Origin of the sequence: Brevundimonas sp. EYE_349 (assembly GCF_023147505.1) — a bacterium.
GTDB lineage: Bacteria > Pseudomonadota > Alphaproteobacteria > Caulobacterales > Caulobacteraceae > Brevundimonas.
The window spans coordinates 1-19,102 of the sequence record NZ_JAHXPB010000008.1; the positions used below are offsets into that span (position 1 = coordinate 1).

Sequence of the window (19,102 nt, forward strand, 5' to 3'; positions counted from 1 at the left end):
CGTCCGCGATGGGTCAGGAGCGGCCGATCGTGCCCGGCAGCGGGCGAACGACGTATGTCAACCATACCAAGTGCAGATTCTGCGCCACTTAAGCTGGTTCTGAGCCAGCGTTAGGTGGTCTCGACAACATCTACGCCGCGCTCATTGTTCAGATTATCCATTCGACCATAGGTATAGCCGAGGTCCCACGAGACATTCTTGACGAAACCGATGTCGCCGTGATCGCCCTTGAAGCCAATGACATAGCGCTGCAACTCGCGCTCGTTAGTTTGATCGCGATTGGGACCAAACATTGTGTGGCGAGCCCATGGCGCAGCCGTGGCGGCCTGGGCTTGCCCGGGAGCGTTCAGCGTGGGCGCGCCGTAGTTTGTGACAGTATTCCCCGCAATCGCCGCCTTCAGCGCAGCAGGTATGAATGCGTTGTCGGAAACACGTAGACCATGGCTTTGATTGCTGGGAGCGCCGCTAGACAGATATGTGACCGGCGCGGCGCCAGCTCCATAAATAGAGTCGCTCAGATAGAAGTCGAAGAACGTCGGCTGTCCAACCGCATAGGTGTCCTCACGCGTGTACTTGGCCTCGGCATAGGCCGAGATCTCGTTGGTAACCTTGAAGTTTGAACCGACTTGGAAACGGTAGGCGTCTGTACGTGGCAGACGGTCGTCCTGACTGAACGTACCGATCGGCTCACCATCACCGCCGATATTGAGTGGGCGGTTTGACCCGGTGTTGCCAATCCGTTGACCGAAGTTGGCCAAACGTGCGGTCGTCCCGTCAAACCACCAAGTCTTTGCCGGATCGACACTATAGCACGCCGCTGCCGTTACGCCGGTGCAGTTGGCTTGAGGCACATTCGGGTTGCTCGTGGGGCTGGGCTGCTGTGCGTTCGCAAGCGTGGTCGATCCCCACCGCGGGCGATCCAGGCGGTATAGACCGGAAAACAGCATGTTGTCGTAAACGCCGTCGATCGCCGGGCCGATGGAGGCAGTGATCGGATCCGCGTCCACGCCCACCAGCGCCGTGCCGCGCGCGATCCACTTGAGGTCCATGCTGTCGACCTGCGGGATACGCTCGTATTCGCCGAAGCCGTACACATTCAATCGGTTGTCGAAGAAGTTCTGACCGATCAAGGCCGAGATGCGATACTGATCGTTACGGCCTTTTTCAGTGATCCGCGCATAGCTGGAGTCGATTTCCAGTCCTTCGAAATCTTTACGAAGCTGGAAGTTAACAACGCCGGCGACGGCGTCGGCGCCATATACCGAGGAGGCGCCGCCGGTGATGATCTCGATGTTCTGGATCAGCAGGCGGGGAATGGTGTTGACTGAAACGCTCAGCGTGCCTTGCTGAGAGCCCACATGGCGACGACCGTCAACCAGGGTAAGGGTCCGCGAGTTTCCGAGGGCGCGCAAGTTGGCGATCGCCAAGCCGCCTGCATTAAGGCTGGTGCCCGTGTTATCAGAGGGAACCTGCGAGTTCGAAAGCGCGGGAATCTGCGCCAGATAGTCGATGACCGTATTCTGTCCTGCACTCAGGAGCTCTTCGCGCGCGACCTGAATCAGCGGCGTCGGCGCGGTCGTGGGGTCACGACGGATACGCGACCCCGTGACGACGATTTCATCAACCTGCGTCGCGCTCGTCTGTTCGGCGTTCTGAGCCTGAGCCCATGCTGGAGCCGATATGGCCACGACCCCCGCCAGGATCGTCGACCCGAATAGATAATTACGCTTCAGCTTCATCATGGATAGCCCCCACTAAATACAAAACTTGCCCCGCCGAGTCGCAACGTTCGACGGCTTAGAACCCATCCGTCTAGCGAATTATGGCTCTGAAGCAACCATTGTGTCTCAAATCGGGCCGACCCAAGTCATTTATGTTACGGCCAGGACACAGTTATTTAAGCTGCAGGCGAGCAGAGTTAGCGCTCTAAGTGAGGCGCTGGCCTGTGCCCAAACGGGAAATCTGAGTTTTTAAAGATTATCCCGCAACCAGCCAGCCACACGCCCGACGACGTTGCCACGGTGGATTTTCGGGGCGTCCGCCGCCGTGATCTGGCGCGCCATTAGCTTGCGAGCCGAGACCGCTTCGCGAGGACCGTAGGCGGCGCGGAGGAGGACGCCGGCGGTGGCGCAGAAGGCGGGGCCGGAGGCGGCGTCGGCCAAATGTGGCGCCCGTTGGGGTTTTCCGAGGCGGACGGGGCGGTCGAAGACGCGGACGGCCAGCTCGCGCACGCCGTTCAACTGGCTGGCGCCGCCGGTCAGGACCAGGCCCGCGCCGGGCTCCAGGCCGACGCCGGCGTTTTTCAGACGATCACGGAGCAGTTCGAGGGTTTCCTCGACGCGCGGGGCGATCACGGTCTTCAGCATGGCGCGGGGCACGATGACGGGGCCGGCGGAGGCTTCCTCGCCGCGCGGCGGGGCCTCCAGCATTTCGCGGTCCTCGTTGGCGCTGGCCATGGCCGAGCCGTGCAGGGTCTTCAGCCGCTCTGCGCCGGCCTTGGACGTCGACAGGCCGCGCGCGATGTCGGAGGTGACATGGTCGCCGCCAACATTGAGGCTTTCGATATGCAGCAGGGAGCGGCCGCCCCAGACCGCGGCGCTGGTGGAACCGCCGCCCATGTCGATGCAGACGGCGCCCAGATCCATCTCGTCCTCTTCCAGCGCGGCCAGGGACGAGACGACGGGGGCGGCGGCGACGCCTTGCAGGTCCAGATGCGCCAATTCCAGGCAATGGCTCAGGGTCGTGAAGACGTTCTCGGCCATCGACACCACCAGGAGGTCCAGTCCCAACGAGCCCCCACGCATCGAGCGCGGATCATGCACCCCGCGTGCGCCGTCGACCGACCAACCGATCGGCAGCACATGGATCGGGCGGCGGTTGGGCAGGCGAATCTGCGCCAGGGCCATGCCGATGGCGCGCGCCAGATCGGCGTCCCCGACCGGATTGGCGCCCAGGGATACGCGGGCCTGGACCCGGTGGCTGGCCATCTGGCCGATGGCGGTTGTCACGACCACGCCGGAGACCGGGCTCTGGGCCGCGCGTTCGGCGCGTTCGACGGCGTGGCCGATGGCCTGTGCGGCCTCGTCCATATTGATGATGGCCCCGCCCCTGACGCCCTTGGACTGGACGTGGCTGGCGCCCGCGACACGGATGGTGCGGTCGGCGTGACGCACGCCGTCGGGCTTCATGATGAAGCATGAGACCTTGGACTGACCGATATCCAAAGCGGCGATAACGGGCGCGCGTCCGGCGCGGGGGTCCATGCCCCGACCCTGGTCATTGGCTGCGCGCGGCTTTCCCGACATCTGGTCCCGGTCCTTAAGCATCGCCGGTCGGTCGCACCGCGACCTCGTCCGGGGTTCTGAGGTCGACCCGGGCGAAACCCAGGTCGAGCAGGCGTTCGCGCTGATCCAGCGCATCGAGGCGGATCAGCGCCGCCTCCTGTTCCGTAGCGGGCAGCTGGATCAGGCTGCCGTCCTTGAGCCGAAGGTCCCAGCGGCGCTCGTCCACGCGGACGAGGGCGTCGATCTTGTTCATCAGGCGCGGGCGCTGGGCCAGAAGCGGCAAAATTTCCCCCGCCGCGACATCGGCCCCCTTGCCCACCACCAGCGGAAGGGTGGGATAGCGTCGGGCGTCGGCGCCCGTGATCACCTGGCCTCGCGCGTCGATGACCTTGATCTGTCCCGCTTCCTGCCAGACGGCCAGGCGGTCATGCTCCTTGACCTCGACGATCAGGGTGTCGGGCAGCAGGCGCACGATGCGCGCCGACTTGACCCATCCCACGCCCTGAACGCGGTCGCGGATGGCTTCGAGCTTCAGACTGGTGATCGGCTGGCCGGAATACAGACCCAGCGCCTGCCGGATGGCCGGCTCAGCTTCGGCCGAGGCGCCGGTGACATGCACGCGCTTCAGCGTCAGCCCCATGCCGGAGGTCAGACTGTCGACGCCATGCGAGACAGAGGCGCCGATCCGTTCGGCGCGCGCCCCGGTCGCCAGCACCCCGACCAGCAACAGGGCGCCAGCCCCCAGGGCGATGACCGCGGTGCGGGGAGAGATATCGACACGGCCGATGGCGGCCATCTTGCCCGGAATGGCCGAGGCGTTCTGGGCGCCGCCGCGCGAGCGCCCGCCGTTCCTGGGCGCCGCGCCGCGTCCTGGCGCTTGGCCCGAACCCTGTCGCCGACCGCCGCGAACTACCGCGGGCATGAGGCGTCCTCCACCATCCACCGAACCAGATCGTCATAGGTCATTCCGGCATAGGCGGCCTGCTCGGGCGCGAGCGAGGTCGGGGTCATGCCGGGCTGAGTGTTGACCTCCAACAGGACCAGATCGTCCTTAACATCGTCATAACGGAAGTCGGACCGCGAAACGCCTCGGCAACCCATCGCCGTATGGGCCAGTTCGGCCTGACGCAGCGCCGCCTCGAACACATGGGCCGGCAAGACGGCCGGCAGGACGTGGACCGACCCTCCCGGCGCGTATTTGGCCTCGTAGTCATAGAAGCCCTTGGTCGGGGTTATGTCGGTCACGGTCAGGGCGCGCGGTCCGGCCGCCTCGCCGATCACGGTGACGCACAATTCCTTGCCCGGAATATAGGGTTCGACCACCACCTGCTCGCCATAGGCCCAGTCCGGCTCGCCCACCTCGGCGACCGGGCGGTTCGCCCCCTCGCGGACCAGAAACACGCCGACCGAAGACCCCTCGGCGTTCGGCTTGACCACATAGGGCGGCTCGATGACGTGGCGACTGGCGACCTCGTGGCGATCATACAGGCCGCCGCCTGGAACCTTGACGCCGGCCATCCGCAGCACGGCCTTGGACTTGTCCTTGTCCATCGCCAGGGCCGAGGCGAGCACGCCGGAATGGGTGTAGGGAATCTTCAGCGTCTCCAGCACGCCCTGGACGCAGCCGTCCTCGCCCCAGGCGCCGTGCAGGCAATTCAGCACCACGTCGGGTTTGATCAGGCCGGACAGCACATTGGCCAGGTCGCGCCCGGCGTCCACGCGGCTGACCCGCACGCCCTGCCGCTCCAGCGCCTGGGCGCACTGTTCCCCCGAAGACAGCGACACCTCGCGCTCGGCGGACAGACCGCCCATCAGGACGGCGACGTGAAGAGATTGGAAGGGGCGGGTCATGGGCGGCTCCAGAACAGTCTGGATGCCGCGCAGGTCGTTAACAGCCCGTCAACCAAACCCTCATGAGGTCATTGAAGTGTGGACGTCGGGACGGTTTCCGGGGCCGGTTCAACCTCCTTGACCGCGACGGCTTGCGTGGAAGGCGATGGCGTCACCTCGATCGACTCCGCAGCCGGAGCGGCAGGGCGCAGGTCCAGCGCATAGAGATAGGCGCCTTCGCACGGCTGCCGGTCGCCATAGGTCCAATCGGCGGCGCGGTGCCGCAGGCCGGCGACGGCGGCGGGCGACGTGGGCGCGAACAGGTCGTCGAGAAGGGTCATGTCGGGGCGCATCTGCTCGCCCGACAGGTCAAACGCCCCAGCATAGACCGCCTCCCCTTCCCGCGCCTCGAACCCTGACGCGCCCAGGCAGAAGTGGGTGATGTGCTGGCCGACATTGATAGCGCTCAGCCGCCAGCGGCCGGGCGGAACGGCGAAGGTCTGGGTCACGGCGCGGGTGCGATCGCCCCGGGCCGCGCCGCGCGTCGGCAGGGTGACGGCGAACAGCGCTGGGCGGCCGTCGTTCTCCCACGGCTGGATATCCGGCGCCGGTCCCTGGCGGCTGAAGATCAGGGTCCGTCCGCCCTGTTCGGCCATGCCGGTCAGACGCACCGTCACCAGGGCGTCGCCCGGTTTGATCGCAACCTCTTCCGGTTTCAGGGCGCGGGGCGGACGGGCGGTGCGCGGAGCCTGGGGGCCTCGGCGCGACGGCGCGGGCGCGGCGTCGGACGGCGGCAGGGCCTGCAGGCTCAAGGACACCTTGTCCAGATCGCCCGCCCGACCGATCACCACCGTATCGCCACGCACGGCGTCATTGTCATAAACGCGAACGATCTGGCCTGCCGGCGTAGCGGCGCCCACGCGATCGGTCAGGGCGTCGTGAAGGGCCGGCTGCTCCATCGCATCCAGCGTCTTGCCCTCGGCCTCGTCCAGCCGCACCACGCGCCAGCCGTTCACGACCATGCAGTTTTCCATATTGGCCGCGACGCCCCGGCGCTCCTGCATGCCGTTCACCGCGCCCTGGATGACGCCGACCACCAATGCGCCCAGCAATCCGCCGGCCGCCGCCGCACCGGCGGCGCCGTTGTCGTCCGGCTGGCGCATCCTTCCCGCCTCGACCATGCAGGCGCGCAGGGCCTCGTCGTGCTGCGCCAGATCGGCGCCCGAGCGGTTGAAATAGGTGTAGCCGGCGCTGGACCGCGTCAGGTCGATGCGCTCAGCCCCCATCGCGGCCGCGCGTGTGACGATCTGGGCCTGGACCGGCTCTGCGGCCATAACCAACAGGCCGGCTGCGATTGCGATACGCTTCATCTGGATTCTCCCCCGAGAATCCGCCTCTAGGACGCGGCGTTTTTTCGCGCAACCTCAGATTTACGACAGAGCGCGCCCAATCCGTTTGATCTCCCAGTCCAGTTGGACGCCGGTCTTTTTCAGCACGTCGGCGCGGACGGCCTCGCCCAGACTCTCGATGTCGGCCGCGGTGGCCTCGCCCGGGTTGATCATGAAGTTGGAGTGCAACTCGCTGAACTTGGCGCCGCCGCCTGTCACGGCGTGCAGCCTGCCGCGCCAGCCCGCCTCGTCCACCAGCTTCCACGACGAATGGCCTGGCGGGTTCTTGAAGGTGGAGCCGCCGGTCTTTTCGCGGATCGGCTGGGTCGTTTCGCGACGGCTGGTGATTTCGGCGATCCGGGCCGCCACGGCGTCGGGGGCATCGGCGGTGCCGCGATAGGTCGCCTCCACCCAGATGATGTCGATCGGCGCCTGGGAATGGCGATAGGTGTAGCCGAAGTCGGCCAGGGCGTAGTCGACCCGCTGCCCCTGGCGGTTCAGGCCCCAGGCCGAGACCAGCACGTCCTTGGTCTCCGCGCCGTAGCAACCCGCGTTCATCGTCAGGGCGCCGCCGACCGCGCCGGGAATGCCGGCATAGAACTCCAGCCCGGCGATCCCCGCCTTGGCCGCCGCACGCGCCACCATGGCGTCCAGCGCCCCGGCGCCGGCCGTGATCGTCAGGCCGTCGGTCGTCACCTGGCCCCAGGCGCGGCCGGCTAGACGGATCACCACCCCCTTAACCCCGCCGTCGCGCACGATGACGTTGGAGCCGACGCCCAGCACCGTCACCGGAACGGCGGGATTCAGCGCCTTCAGAAAGTCCGACAGATCGTCGGCGTCCGCCGGGATGAACAAGGCCTCGGCCGCGCCGCCGACGCGGAACCAGGTGTAGGGCGCCAGCGGTTCGTTCGGCAGCAGCTTGCCGCGAACCGGCGGAAGATCGTGTTGCAAGGTCATTCCGACCCGATAACGCCAGCGGGGACGATGCGGAAGACACCTGTCTTCAAATCCAACTGGTCACGTCGCTGGCGCGTCGCCTAGGGTGGCGTCATGAAGATCAGGAACGCCTTCGCCATCATCGCGCTCGGCATGGGCGTGACGGCGGTCATCCTGTTTGGCTGGATCGGTGTCGTCTTCGCGATCAACACCTATACGCCAGTCGCGATGACGGCTGAGGCGGCGCTGAACCTCATTTTGGTCGTCCTGCTGGCGACGGTCGGGCTGCCGATCCTGCACGCGGCCGTCTATCGCTGGTTCTGGCATATCCGCCGCCGACGCGAGACGGGCGCCTATTCGAGGGGCGAGCCGATCCCCGCCTTCGGATCGGAGCCGACCGCCCCTCCCCCGGCCGCCGCCAAGACGACGAAGCAGCGCCTTCTTTATGTTGCGCTCTATGCCGTCGGCGTTCTGTCGCTGATCGCCGCCTATGCGCCGATCGGGCGTCAGGAAGGGCTGACGGCCTTTCTGGACAGGTTCAGCGCAGGCCGCGCCTCTTTCACGAGCCTGGCGACCTTGATCGTGATATTCCTGCCGATGGCCATCAGCTTCGCCCTCCTCGCCCCCTTGGTGGAGCGTGACAGTCGGCGACTGAACGCCGGCCTTGCCGATGAGACCGAAGCGCTGAGGCTTCAGGCGAAACAGGAGTGGCTGTTCAGCTTCGCGACCGCCTACGTCATGACGGGCTTCCTGGCCTTCTTCGCCGGAAACCTGATCCTGAGCTTCCTTTAGCCGCCCAGGGCCTCCAACTGCGCCGGCAGGGCGTAGGCCCAACTGGTGATGTCGCCCGCGCCCAGCAGGACGACCACATCGCCGGCCACCGCCTCGTCCTTGATCAGGCGGGGCAGGACGGCGGCGTTCTCCAGCGCCTGGACCTGACGGTGGCCATAGCGCCGCACGCCGTCTGTCAAGGCGTGCTTGTCCACCCCGTCGATCGGCTGTTCGCCGGCCGGATAGACGTCGGCGACGATCACGCTGTCGGCGTCCGAGAAGCTGGTCGAAAACTCGTCCATCAGGTCGCGCAGGCGGGTGTAGCGGTGCGGCTGAACCACGGCGATCACGCGCCCCTCGGCCACCTGACGCGCGGCCTTCAGCACGGCGGCGATCTCGACCGGGTGGTGGCCATAGTCGTCCACGATGCGCACCCCATTCACGACGCCGGTGGTGGTGAAACGGCGCTTGACGCCGCCGAATCCGGCCAAGCCCGTGCGGATCGCGTCGTCCGAGACGTCCAGCTCACGCGCCACGGCGATGGCGGCCAGGGCGTTGGAGACATTGTGCCAGCCCGCCATGGGCAGATGCAGCCCTTCGATCCGGTGCGTTTCGCCATTCTGGATCACGACGTCAAACCGGGCGCCATCCGGTCCCATCTGGCAGTTGTCGGCCCGCACCATGGCCTGGGGGTTGGTCCCATAGGTCACGATCCGACGGTTATCGATCGACGCGACCAGCTTCTGGACCTCTGGATGGTCCAGGCAGACGGCGGCGAAACCGTAGAAGGGAATGTTCTCCACGAAGTCCACGAACGCCTTACGCACCGCGTCGAAGTCGCCGTAGTGATCCAGATGTTCGGGGTCGATGTTGGTTACGATGGCCACCGTCGACTTCAGGCGCAGGAAGCTGCCGTCAGACTCGTCCGCCTCGACCACGATCCAGTCGCCGTCGCCCACCTTGGCGTTCGTGCCATAGGCGTTGATGATGCCGCCGTTGACCACCGTGGGGTCCAGGCCCGCCGCGTCCAGCAGGGTCGCCACCATCGAGGTCGTCGTGGTTTTGCCGTGCGTGCCGCCGACCGCGATGGAGAACTGCAGCCGCATCAGCTCGGCCAGCATCTCGGCGCGGCGGACCAAGGGGATGCGACGCTCCCGGGCCGCCTTCATCTCGGGATTCTCGGCCTTGACCGCCGTGGAATAGACCACTGCCGACACGCCCTCGCCCACATGGGCGGCGTCGTGACCGATGAAAATCCTGGCGCCCAGATGTTCCAGCCGTTCGGTGTTGGCGCTGGCCTTGGCGTCCGAGCCCTGAACCGAATAGCCGATCTTCAGCATGATCTCGGCGATGCCGCTCATGCCGATGCCGCCTATGCCGACGAAGTGGACGGGACCGAGGTCGAACGGAACGGGGCGAAGGCGTGCGATCATCGTCGCGTCATAAACGCCGCCTTGCGTCCTGCGAAGGGTGCGCCGCGTGCGGAGATAACTTTTCTGCGGTCGGCCTGTGCGCTCTCGCACAGAACCATCCCAAACCCATAGCGTTAGCAGGGTGATGCGCGCCACGCCCCGTGGTCGCCGGCTTCCCAAAAGGTTTTCAGATGGCCAAGACCCCTGCGCGCGCGCCGACGTCCACGCTGGGCGCTGGTGGCGAGTTGCACCAGACCGCCGCCACGCCCGAGACCCGCACCACCACCAATCACGGCGCGCCGATCAGCGACAATCAGAACTCGCTCAAGGCCGGGCCGCGCGGCTCGACCCTGCTGGAGGACTTCATCCTCCGCGAGAAAATCCAGCATTTCGACCATGAGCGCATCCCCGAGCGGATCGTCCATGCGCGTGGCTCGGCCGCCCACGGCTTCTTCGAACTGACCGACAGCCTATCGGACTTCACCACCGCCAAGATCCTGATCGAGGTCGGCAAGAAGACCGAACTGTTCACCCGCTTCTCGACCGTCGCCGGCGGTGCGGGCTCGGTGGATACGCCGCGCGACGTGCGAGGGTTCGCCGTCAAATTCTATACGTCCGAAGGCAACTGGGATCTGGTCGGCAACAACATCCCGGTCTTCTTCATCCAGGACGCGATCAAGTTCCCGGACCTGATCCATTCGGTGAAGATGGAGGCGGACAAGGGCTATCCCCAGGCAGCCAGCGCGCACGACACATTCTGGGACTTCATCGGCCTGATGCCCGAGAGCATGCACATGGTCATGTGGGCCATGTCGGATCGGGGCATCCCCCGCAGTCTGAGGATGATGGAGGGGTTCGGCGTGAACACCTTCCGCCTGCTGAACGCCGAGGGCGAAGCGACGCTGGTCAAATTCCACTGGCGGCCCAAGCTGGGAACTCAGTCCACCTGCTGGGACGAGGCGGTCAAGATCGCCGGCGCCGACCCCGACTACCACCGTCGCGACCTGTATGAGGCCATCGAGCAAGGCGACTTCCCCGAATGGGAGTTCGGCGTGCAGTTGTTCAGCCAGGAACAGGCCGACGCCCTGCCCTTCGACATTCTGGACGCCACCAAACTGGTCCCGGAAGAAGACCATCCGATCCGCGTGATCGGCCGCATGGTGCTGGACCGCAACCCCGACAACTTCTTCGCCGAGACCGAACAGGCGGCCTTCCTGCCGACCAATATCGTGCCGGGCATCGACTTCTCCGAGGATCCGCTCCTGCAGGGGCGGCTGTTCTCCTATCAGGACACCCAGCTGTCGCGCCTGGGCACGGTCAACTTCCATCAGATCCCGATCAACCAGGCCAAGGGCTGCCCCTTCCAGAACTTCCAGCGCGACGGCCATATGCAGATGGCCGTGCCCAAGGGCCGCGCCAACTATGAGCCCAACAGCCTGGCCCAGGCGGGCGAGGACGGCGGCCCGCGCGAGGACCCGAAAGGCGGCTTCCGCACCGGCCGCGTTCCGGTCGAGGGCGAGAAGGTCCGGCTGCGCGCCGAGACCTTCGCCGACCACTACAGCCAGGCGCGGCTGTTCTTCCGCTCCCAAACCGAGATCGAACAGGCCCACCTGGCCAGCGCCATCGTGTTCGAACTGTCCAAGGTCTCCCTGCCCCACGTGCGCGAGCGTATTCTGGCCAATCTGCAGAATGTGGATCAGACCCTGGCCCGGCGTGTGGCGGACGGTCTGAACCTGCCGCTGCCAGAGGCGTCCGAGCCCGGCGTCGCGCCCATCGATCTGGACGCCTCGCCCGCGCTTCGCATCGTCGGCAAATATCCTGAAACCTTGAAGGGCCGGAAGGTCGCGATCCTGATCGCGGACGGCTCTGACGGCGCGGTGGTCGATGCGGTGCGGGCGGCGGTCGAGGGCGATGGCGGCTCGGTCTTCATCGTCGCGCCCAAGATCGGCGGCGCCGAGCTGAAGGGCGGAAAGACCCTGCCCGCCGATGGTCAACTGGCCGGCAGTCCGTCGGTCCTGTTCGACGCCGTGGCGGTCGTGTTGTCCGACGAAGGATGCGCGATGCTGATGAAGGAGGGCGGGGCGGTCGATTTCGTCAAGGACGCCTTCGGCCATCTGAAGGCGGTTGGATTCACGTCAGAGGCCCAGCCGCTGCTGGACAAGGCAGGGGTCGACCCGGACGCGGGCGTGATCGACCTGTCAGAGAACGCCGACGGCTTCCTCGCGCCCGCCCGCACCCGCCAATGGGATCGCGAACCGAAGGTCCGCATACTGGCGTGAAGCGCCGTCGCACCCGTCATCCTCTCTCGCAAGAGCGAGGATGACGGGTGCGGGCGGATTTCAACACTGCCTTAACCGTAAGGATTCACCATGACGGCTCTGTTTGTTCCGGGGCCGCGTTTCCATGTCCGATCCGAAGACCGACGTCATTCACCGTGGCGACTGCATCGAGGTGCTGAAGAGCCTGCCCGACGCCTCGGTCGACATGGTCTTCGCCGACCCGCCCTATAATCTGCAGCTAGGCGGCGACCTGCTGCGTCCCGACAATTCCAAGGTCGATGCGGTCGACGACGACTGGGACAAGTTCGCCAGCTTCGCCGAATACGACGCCTTCACCCGCGCCTGGCTGGCGGAATGCCGCCGCGTTCTGAAACCGGAAGGCTCGATCTGGGTGATCGGCAGCTATCACAATGTCTTCCGCCTGGGATCGGCGATCCAGGACCTGGGGTTCTGGGTGCTGAACGACATCATCTGGCGCAAGTCCAACCCGATGCCGAACTTCAAAGGCACGCGCTTCACCAACGCCCACGAGACCCTGATCTGGGCCGCCAAGTCGCGTGATCAGAAACGCTACACCTTCAACTACGACGCCCTGAAGGCCTTCAACGAAGACACCCAGATGCGGTCCGACTGGACCTTCGCCCTGTGCACGGGCGAGGAGCGGATCAAGGACGCGGACGGCAAGAAGGCCCATCCCACGCAAAAGCCCGAGGCCCTGCTGCATCGTGTCCTGCTATCGGCCACCCGCCCTGGCGACGTGATTCTGGACCCCTTCTTCGGCACAGGCACCACCGGCGCCGCCGCCAAACGTCTCGGCCGCCACTATATCGGCATTGAGCGCGACGAGACCTATGCCGACGTCGCCGCCACCCGCATCGCCGCCGTCATTCCCGCAAGCGCCGAGGATCTGGTCGTCACCGGCTCCAAGCGCGCCGAGCCGAAGGTGCCGTTCGGCGCCCTGGTCGAGGCCGGCCTGCTGCAGCCCGGCGACCGCCTGTATTGCCCCAAGGGCGAGCGTGAGGCGCGCGTGCGCGCCGACGGGTCGCTGGTCCACGGCTCATTGACCGGGTCGATCCACAAGCTGGGCGCCCTGTTGGAGAATGCGCCGGCTTGCAACGGCTGGACCTATTGGCGCTTCAAAACCGATCAGGGGCTGAAATCCATCGACGCCCTGAGGTCCGAGGTGCGCGCGGCGATGTGATCCCTGATGCGGCACGTCGTCGCGACAATCACATCAAGCACTTAGCGGACCGGGGTACGATTTCGCACAGAGATCAGAGTTCAGCTTCACCGTAACTGCCAGAAACCGTTGTGAAAATTCGCCAGTCAGGGCGGAACCTCGCAGTTGCGAGAACATTGATGTTCACGGCCCGCCGTTGCGGTGTCGGAGCATCCTCATGAAAATCGCGCAGATCACCCCGCTGTATGAAGCCGTCCCGCCCAGGCTTTATGGCGGGACAGAGCGCGTGGTCGCCCATCTGACCGACGCCTTGGTCGATCTGGGCCACGACGTCACTCTGTTCGCCAGCGCCGACGCCCAGACCAAGGCTCGTCTGGTGCCCGTGCGCGATCAGGCCATTCGTCTCGACCCCGCGCCGCTTAAGTCCGATCTTGCCGCCCACATGTCCATGTTGGGCGAGGTTCTGGACCGCGCCGAAGAGTTCGACGTGATCCACTTCCACACCGACATGATCCACTTCCCACTGTTCCAGAAGTATGCGGACAAGACCCTGACCACCCTGCACGGCCGGCTGGACATGAAAGATCTGCCCGGCGTCTATGCGCGCTGGAGCGAGTTCGGCCTAGTCTCCATCTCCGACGATCAGCGCAAGCCGCTGCATTTCGCCAATTGGAAGGCGACCGTGCATCACGGCATGCCGGGCGAACAATATATCTTCTCTCCGAAATCCGAGGGCTATCTGGCCTTCCTCGGCCGCATCTCGCCAGAGAAGCGGCCCGACCGCGCCATCGAGATCGCCACCAAACTGGGCAAGCGCCTGAAGATGGCCGCCAAGGTGGACGCCGCCGACAAACGCTATTGGGAAGAGACCATCAGGCCGCTGGTCGAGGGCAACCCCCTGATCGAGTTCATCGGCGAAATCGGCGATCATCAGAAGTCGGCCTTCCTGGGCGGCGCCGAGGCGCTGCTGTTCCCCATCGACTGGCCCGAGCCTTTCGGCCTGGTGATGATCGAGGCCATGGCCTGCGGCACGCCGGTCGTCGCCTTCCGCTGCGGCTCGACGCCCGAGGTGATCGAGGACGGCGCCACCGGCTTCCTTGTCGACACCATGGAACAGGCCATCGCCGCCGCCGGTCGCGCGCATCTGATGGATCGCGAAGCCGTGCGCGCCCGGTTCGACCTGCGCTTTTCGGCCACCGCCATGGCCCGGCGTTACCTGGACGTCTATGGCGATCTGCTGGCGCGCCGCCCCTTCGCCGAGGCGCCGATCGATACGGTCGTCACGCCTTTGCGTCCCCTGGCGGAAGATCGCAGCTTCGCGGCCATGGTCTGATCGTCTTCGCCCGACGGTGGGCGAGCGCCTCATGATCTTGCAATAAAATAGAGGCGACGGAGGTGAACCCTGCGTCGCCTTCATCAGTTGACCATCCAAGCGGCCCCTCAGCGCCGTATTCGGGTGTGACACGTTCGGCCAAGGCCTCACAACGACGGGGAAGAGACCGCATGGACGACGCCTATTCCACCCAGCTGACCGCTGGCGAATCCGTCGAGGCCTCGGGCCTCGAACAGCTGATGGCGCTGAAGGACGGCGACACCTTCCTGGTCGCCGACGGCTGGGGCGACATGAAGGGCGGCGCCGACGGCCTGTTCGCCAACGACACGCGCGTCCTTTCGCGCTGGACCATGACCGTGGGCCTGCTGAAGCCGTCGCGCCTGTCGTCGGGCGTCAGCCAGGACAACGTCTTCTTCTCGTGCCACACCACCAACCGTCCCCTGCCCCCGATGGGCGGCCGGTCGGCGCCGGCCGGCGTGCTGCATATCGAGCGTCGCCGCTTCCTGTGGGGCCGGCGGATGTTCGAACGGGTGCAGATGGTCAACCACGGGGTGGAGGACATCCTGCTGCCCCTGGCCTTCGATTTCGGCGCCGACTTCGCCGACATCTTCCAGGTGCGCGGCACGCCGCGAGCCAAGCGCGGCGCCATCCATACCCCCACCACAGACGGGCGGCGCGTCACCTTCCGCTATACCGGGCTGGATGACGTCGAACGCCTGTCTTGCCTGGCCTTTTCCGAGCCGCCGGCCCGGCTCACGCATCAGCGCGCCGAGTTCATGTTCAGCCTGCCCAAGGGCCGGACCCTGGATCTCTATATCGAGTGCGGCGTGGATTCCTGCGAGGCCCCGGACGAACGGCGCTGGCGGCTGAACGCCATCCAGGCGCGGCTGGCCATGCGCGCGAAACGTCGGCGCGGCGCCTCTGTGCGCGGCCCCCGCAGCCCGCGCTTCAACGACTGGCTGGATCAGTCGCGCGCCGACATGGCCCTGCTGACCACCGACCTGCCGACCGGCCCCTATCCCTACGCTGGCACCCCTTGGTTCTCGACCCCGTTCGGGCGCGACGGCATCATCGCCGCCTGGCAGATGCTGTGGCTGGACCCGTCGCTGGCCAGGGGGGTGCTGACCTATCTGGCCAGCCGGCAGGCGACCGAGACATCGCTCTATCAGGACAGCCAGCCCGGCAAGATCATGCACGAGACGCGCGGCGGCGAGATGAGCGCCCTGCACGAGGTGCCGTTCGGCCTCTACTACGGCGGGGTCGACACCACGTGCCTGTTCGTCGCCCTGGCCGGCGCCTACGCCAACCGGACCGGCGATCTGGACCTGATCCGCAAGCTCTGGCCCAATCTGATCGCCGCCGCGAACTGGATGCGCGACTATGGCGACAGCAACGGCGACGGCCTGATCGACTATCAACGCGGCGCCGACACCGGCCTGTCCAATCAGGGCTGGAAGGACTCGGAAGACTCCATCTTCCACGCCGACGGTCGCTTCCCGAAAGGCCCCATCGCGCTGCTGGAGGTCCAGGGCTACGCCTACGCCGCCTGGAAGGCGCTGGGCGACCTGGGCGAGCGGCTGCACGACGACCGCGCGCCCGAATGGCGGATGCGCGCCGAACAGGTCCGCGCCCTGGTCGAGGACAAATACTGGATGGAGGACGAGGGCTTCTACGCCGTCGCTTTGGACGGCGACGGGGAGCAATGCCGCGCCATCGCCTCGAACGCCGGCCATCTGCTGTTCACCGGCCTGCCGTCGCTGGAACGCGCGCGGCGCGTTAGCAAACGCCTGCTGACGGCAGAGTTCCGCACCGGCTGGGGCATCCGCACGCTGGAGGTCGGCCAGGCCCGGTTCAATCCAATGAGCTACCACAACGGCTCGGTCTGGCCCCATGACACGGCCATGGCCGCCGCCGGCATGGCCAACTATGGCGAGCGTGACGCGGTCGCCGAAATCCTGGCCGAGATCTACGCCGCCGCCGCCCACTTCCACCTGCGACTGCCGGAACTGTTCTGCGGCTTCCCGCGCACGCCGGGCGAGCCGCCCATCGCCTATCCGGTCGCCTGCCTTCCCCAGGCCTGGGCCGCTGGTTCGGTCTTCCTGATGCTTCAGGCGACGTTGGGCCTGTCCATCGACGCCTGGAACGAGACGGTCGATCTGGCCGATCCGGTGCTGCCCGCCGGTCTGGATCGTTTGAAGATCACCGGACTGGAAGTCGGCGCCTCCGTCGTCGATCTGAACATCCAGCACCTGGAAGGCCGCGCCGTCGTGATCCCCCATCACAAGACCGGCAAGGTCGCAATCCGCACCCTGCGTTAGACGATCAGCCCAACAGGTCCGGCGCACCGGCGCGGTCCAGCGCCTTGGCGAATACGGTGGGCAAGGCTGCACGCGCCGCCTCGACCGACATCCAGCGCCACGTCGCGTGTGGCGTCGCCCCTTGCGCCGTCATCACCGTCAAGGTCAGGCTGAAGTGGGTGAAGACGTGCTCCACCGCCCCGGCCGTGCGCCAGTCCGCCGGCACAGGCGGCGGACCGGACGGTTCGTCGGCCGCCCAGCCGCTTGTCGGCAGGCCCAGCATTCCGCCCAGCAGCCCCTTGTCCGGGCGCGTCTCCACCGCCACCCGGCCCTGGTCGTCGAACACGACATAGGCCATGCCCCGGCGGTGCGGGCGGTCCGCCTTCTTGGTCTTGACCGGAAACCGCGTCGGCTCGCCTGTCGCCCGACCCCGGCATTGGTCGGACACCGGGCAGACCTCGCACGACGGCGACTTGGGTCGGCAGACGGTCGCCCCCAGGTCCATCAAGGCTTGCGCCCAATCCCCCGGCCGTTCATCGGCGACGAACAGCCCCGCCAGCCGCCGCAGTTCAGGGCGCGCGGCCGGAACCGGGGTCTCGACGGCGAACAGCCGCCCCATGACCCGCTCGACATTGCCGTCCACCACATTGGCCGCCCTGTCGAAGGCGATGGCCGCGACGGCGGCGGCCGTATAGGCGCCCACCCCCGGCAGGGCCAGAAGCCGAGCCTCCGTGTCGGGGAAGACCCCGCCATGCTCGCCCGCCACCGCCCGCGCGCAGGCCAAGAGGTTGCGCGCACGAGCGTAGTAGCCCAGCCCGGCCCAAGCCCCCATCACCTGCGCATCGTCGGCCGCCGCCAGGTCCGCAACCGTGGGCCAGCGCGTGGTGAAGGCGTGGAAATAGGGCGTGGCGTGCGGCACCGTCGTCTGCTGCAGCATCACCTCCGACAGCCAGACGCGGTAAGGCGCTGTCCGCGCCGCGCCCACGGCCGCCCGCCACGGCAGGCTGCGCGCATTTGCGTCGTACCAGGCCAGGAGCCGGGCGCGGATCAACAGGATGTCGGGAGAGACGTCGGCCATGGGATCGCGCTATATAGGCCCATGCGCCGCGCCCTGCCCACAGACGCCGAGGTTCGCGAGATCCTTTCTCGCCGCCGCACCCGCCCGGCGCCGCGCCCCGCGCCCCGCGCGGGCAAGGCGCTGACCCCGCTGATCAAGAAGCTGGACGCCCAGTTCGGGCGCGGCGCGGGCGCCCTGGAGCCGCGCTGGCGCGAGATCGTCGGCGACCGCCTGGCCCGCGTCACCCGCCCCCAGAAGCTGACCACGGGCAAGGGCGGAGCGCCCGGCGTGCTGGAGTTGCGCGTCGCCGGCGCCGCCGCCTTGTTGGTGCAGCACCAGTCCCAGGACATATTGGCCCGCGTTAATCTGTTCCTGGGCGCCGGATCGGTGGATCGGCTTCGCATCGCCCAGGGTCCGGTCGCCCCGCTGAAGGAGGCCGCCGCCCGCCCGAAACGCAACGCCAAGCCCGCCCCCCTGCCCGCCCAGGCCGAGGCCGATTTAGCCGCCTCAATCGCCGCCGCGCCGGAAGAGTTGCGCGCCGCCCTGGCCCGCCTGGGCCGCGTCGCGCTCTCGCGCACCGACAGGCAGGATTGACAAAACTTCGCCGCACCTGTTCTCGACTAGTTCAGGGTTGCGCCATTCCGGGGAATCGCGCCGCCATTCGCCAATGATCCGACCGAGGAAATCCCATGGCCGACACTGAATCCCGTTTCGCCCGCATGAGCCGCCGAGCGGCCATCACCGGCGCCGCCCTGGCGACCATGGCCCTGGCGGCGTGCGGCGGGGCCAAGAGCGCAGCCGAGGGCGACATGAGCCTGGGCGCGCCGGACGGCGCCAAGGTCACGGTGGTCGAATACGCCTCTGTCACCTGCCCCCACTGCGCCCTGTGGCAGAAGAACACCTGGCCCGCATTCAAGGCCAAATATGTGGACACCAACAAGGTCCGCTATATCTTCCGCGAGCTGCCGACCCCGCCGGTCGACGCCGCCACCGCCGGCTTCCTGGTCGCGCGCTGCGCCGGCAAGGACAAGTATTTCGACGTGGTCCACCAGTTGATGGCGACCCAGCAGGAAATGCTGACCTCCTCGCCGCGCGACTGGCTGCTGCGGACCGCCCAGGCGGCCGGTCTATCCGAGCAGCAGTTCAACGACTGCGTGACCGACAAGGAGGCCGTCGCCGCCATGGAGAAGCGCGTCCAGTTCGCCCGCACCCAGGGCGTGACCGGCACCCCGGCCTTTTACGTCAACGACCAGCAGATCCTGACCCCCGGCGGCGAGGGCGCCAGCCTGGCCGATCTGTCCACCGCCATCGACGCCGCCTTGGCCAAGTAAGGCG

At 66.8% G+C, this 19,102-nt stretch carries 15 protein-coding genes; 7 read left to right on the forward strand and 8 right to left on the reverse strand.

Annotated elements, in window-relative coordinates; genetic code table 11:
- Positions 1-110: 110 nt before the first annotated feature.
- From KZX42_RS14040 to murB, 6 genes are all read right to left on the reverse strand, one after another.
- Positions 111-1,742: a TonB-dependent receptor plug domain-containing protein gene (locus KZX42_RS14040; protein WP_248120244.1), complete on the reverse strand. Its 1,632-nt coding sequence runs from the start codon at positions 1,740-1,742 to the stop codon at positions 111-113.
- 228 nt (positions 1,743-1,970) lie between these two features.
- Positions 1,971-3,305 carry a cell division protein FtsA gene (gene ftsA, locus KZX42_RS14045; RefSeq protein WP_248120246.1) on the reverse strand — a complete coding sequence of 445 codons (1,335 nt, stop codon included), beginning with the start codon at positions 3,303-3,305 and terminating at the stop codon, positions 1,971-1,973.
- Positions 3,306-3,318: 13 nt separating this feature from the next.
- Positions 3,319-4,206: a cell division protein FtsQ/DivIB gene (locus tag KZX42_RS14050; RefSeq protein ID WP_248120248.1), complete on the reverse strand. Its 888-nt coding sequence runs from the start codon at positions 4,204-4,206 to the stop codon at positions 3,319-3,321.
- The gene (locus tag KZX42_RS14055) at positions 4,194-5,135 is read right to left on the reverse strand and encodes a D-alanine--D-alanine ligase (protein WP_248120250.1); all 942 of its coding nucleotides are present in this window, start codon (positions 5,133-5,135) and stop codon (positions 4,194-4,196) included. Before KZX42_RS14055 ends, KZX42_RS14050 begins: the two co-directional genes overlap by 13 nt.
- A 68-nt stretch (positions 5,136-5,203) precedes the next feature.
- On the reverse strand, positions 5,204-6,484 hold the full coding sequence (locus KZX42_RS14060; protein WP_248120252.1) for a hypothetical protein: 1,281 nt from the start codon (positions 6,482-6,484) through the stop codon (positions 5,204-5,206).
- Between the two features lie 60 nt (positions 6,485-6,544).
- Positions 6,545-7,459, reverse strand: coding sequence for a UDP-N-acetylmuramate dehydrogenase (gene murB, locus KZX42_RS14065; protein ID WP_248120254.1), 915 nt, complete (start codon positions 7,457-7,459; stop codon positions 6,545-6,547).
- Between the two features lie 93 nt (positions 7,460-7,552).
- On the opposite strand from murB, the gene KZX42_RS14070 reads away from it, so the two are divergent.
- On the forward strand, positions 7,553-8,230 hold the full coding sequence (locus KZX42_RS14070; protein ID WP_248120256.1) for a hypothetical protein: 678 nt from the start codon (positions 7,553-7,555) through the stop codon (positions 8,228-8,230).
- Here KZX42_RS14070 and murC read toward each other — a convergent pair.
- Positions 8,227-9,642, reverse strand: a complete 1,416-nt coding sequence (murC, locus tag KZX42_RS14075; RefSeq protein WP_248120258.1) for a UDP-N-acetylmuramate--L-alanine ligase — start codon at positions 9,640-9,642, stop codon at positions 8,227-8,229. The genes KZX42_RS14070 and murC overlap by 4 nt on opposite strands.
- A 170-nt stretch (positions 9,643-9,812) precedes the next feature.
- On the opposite strand from murC, the gene KZX42_RS14080 reads away from it, so the two are divergent.
- From KZX42_RS14080 to KZX42_RS14095, 4 genes are all read left to right on the forward strand, one after another.
- A complete protein-coding gene (locus tag KZX42_RS14080; protein WP_248120260.1) occupies positions 9,813-11,900 on the forward strand; it encodes a catalase in 2,088 nt (695 codons plus the stop codon).
- A gap of 124 nt (positions 11,901-12,024) precedes the next feature.
- Positions 12,025-13,101, forward strand: a complete 1,077-nt coding sequence (locus KZX42_RS14085; protein ID WP_248120262.1) for a site-specific DNA-methyltransferase — start codon at positions 12,025-12,027, stop codon at positions 13,099-13,101.
- A 196-nt stretch (positions 13,102-13,297) separates the two neighbouring features.
- Positions 13,298-14,413, forward strand: coding sequence for a glycosyltransferase family 4 protein (locus KZX42_RS14090; protein ID WP_248120264.1), 1,116 nt, complete (start codon positions 13,298-13,300; stop codon positions 14,411-14,413).
- A gap of 170 nt (positions 14,414-14,583) precedes the next feature.
- Positions 14,584-16,731 (forward strand): amylo-alpha-1,6-glucosidase, encoded by a 2,148-nt coding sequence (locus KZX42_RS14095; RefSeq protein WP_248120266.1) that lies wholly within the window; start codon positions 14,584-14,586, stop codon positions 16,729-16,731.
- Between the two features lie 4 nt (positions 16,732-16,735).
- Here KZX42_RS14095 and mutY read toward each other — a convergent pair whose 3' ends face one another.
- Complete coding sequence (gene mutY, locus KZX42_RS14100) at positions 16,736-17,788, reverse strand: A/G-specific adenine glycosylase (protein WP_248120268.1); 1,053 nt, start codon at positions 17,786-17,788, stop codon at positions 16,736-16,738.
- A gap of 21 nt (positions 17,789-17,809) precedes the next feature.
- Between mutY and KZX42_RS14105 the strand changes: the two genes are divergently transcribed.
- Entirely contained in the window at positions 17,810-18,361 is a 552-nt protein-coding gene (locus KZX42_RS14105; protein ID WP_248120270.1) for a DciA family protein, read from the forward strand.
- Between the two features lie 95 nt (positions 18,362-18,456).
- A complete protein-coding gene (locus KZX42_RS14110) occupies positions 18,457-19,098 on the forward strand; it encodes a DsbA family protein (protein WP_248120272.1) in 642 nt (213 codons plus the stop codon).
- The last annotated feature ends 4 nt before the right edge of the window (positions 19,099-19,102 follow it).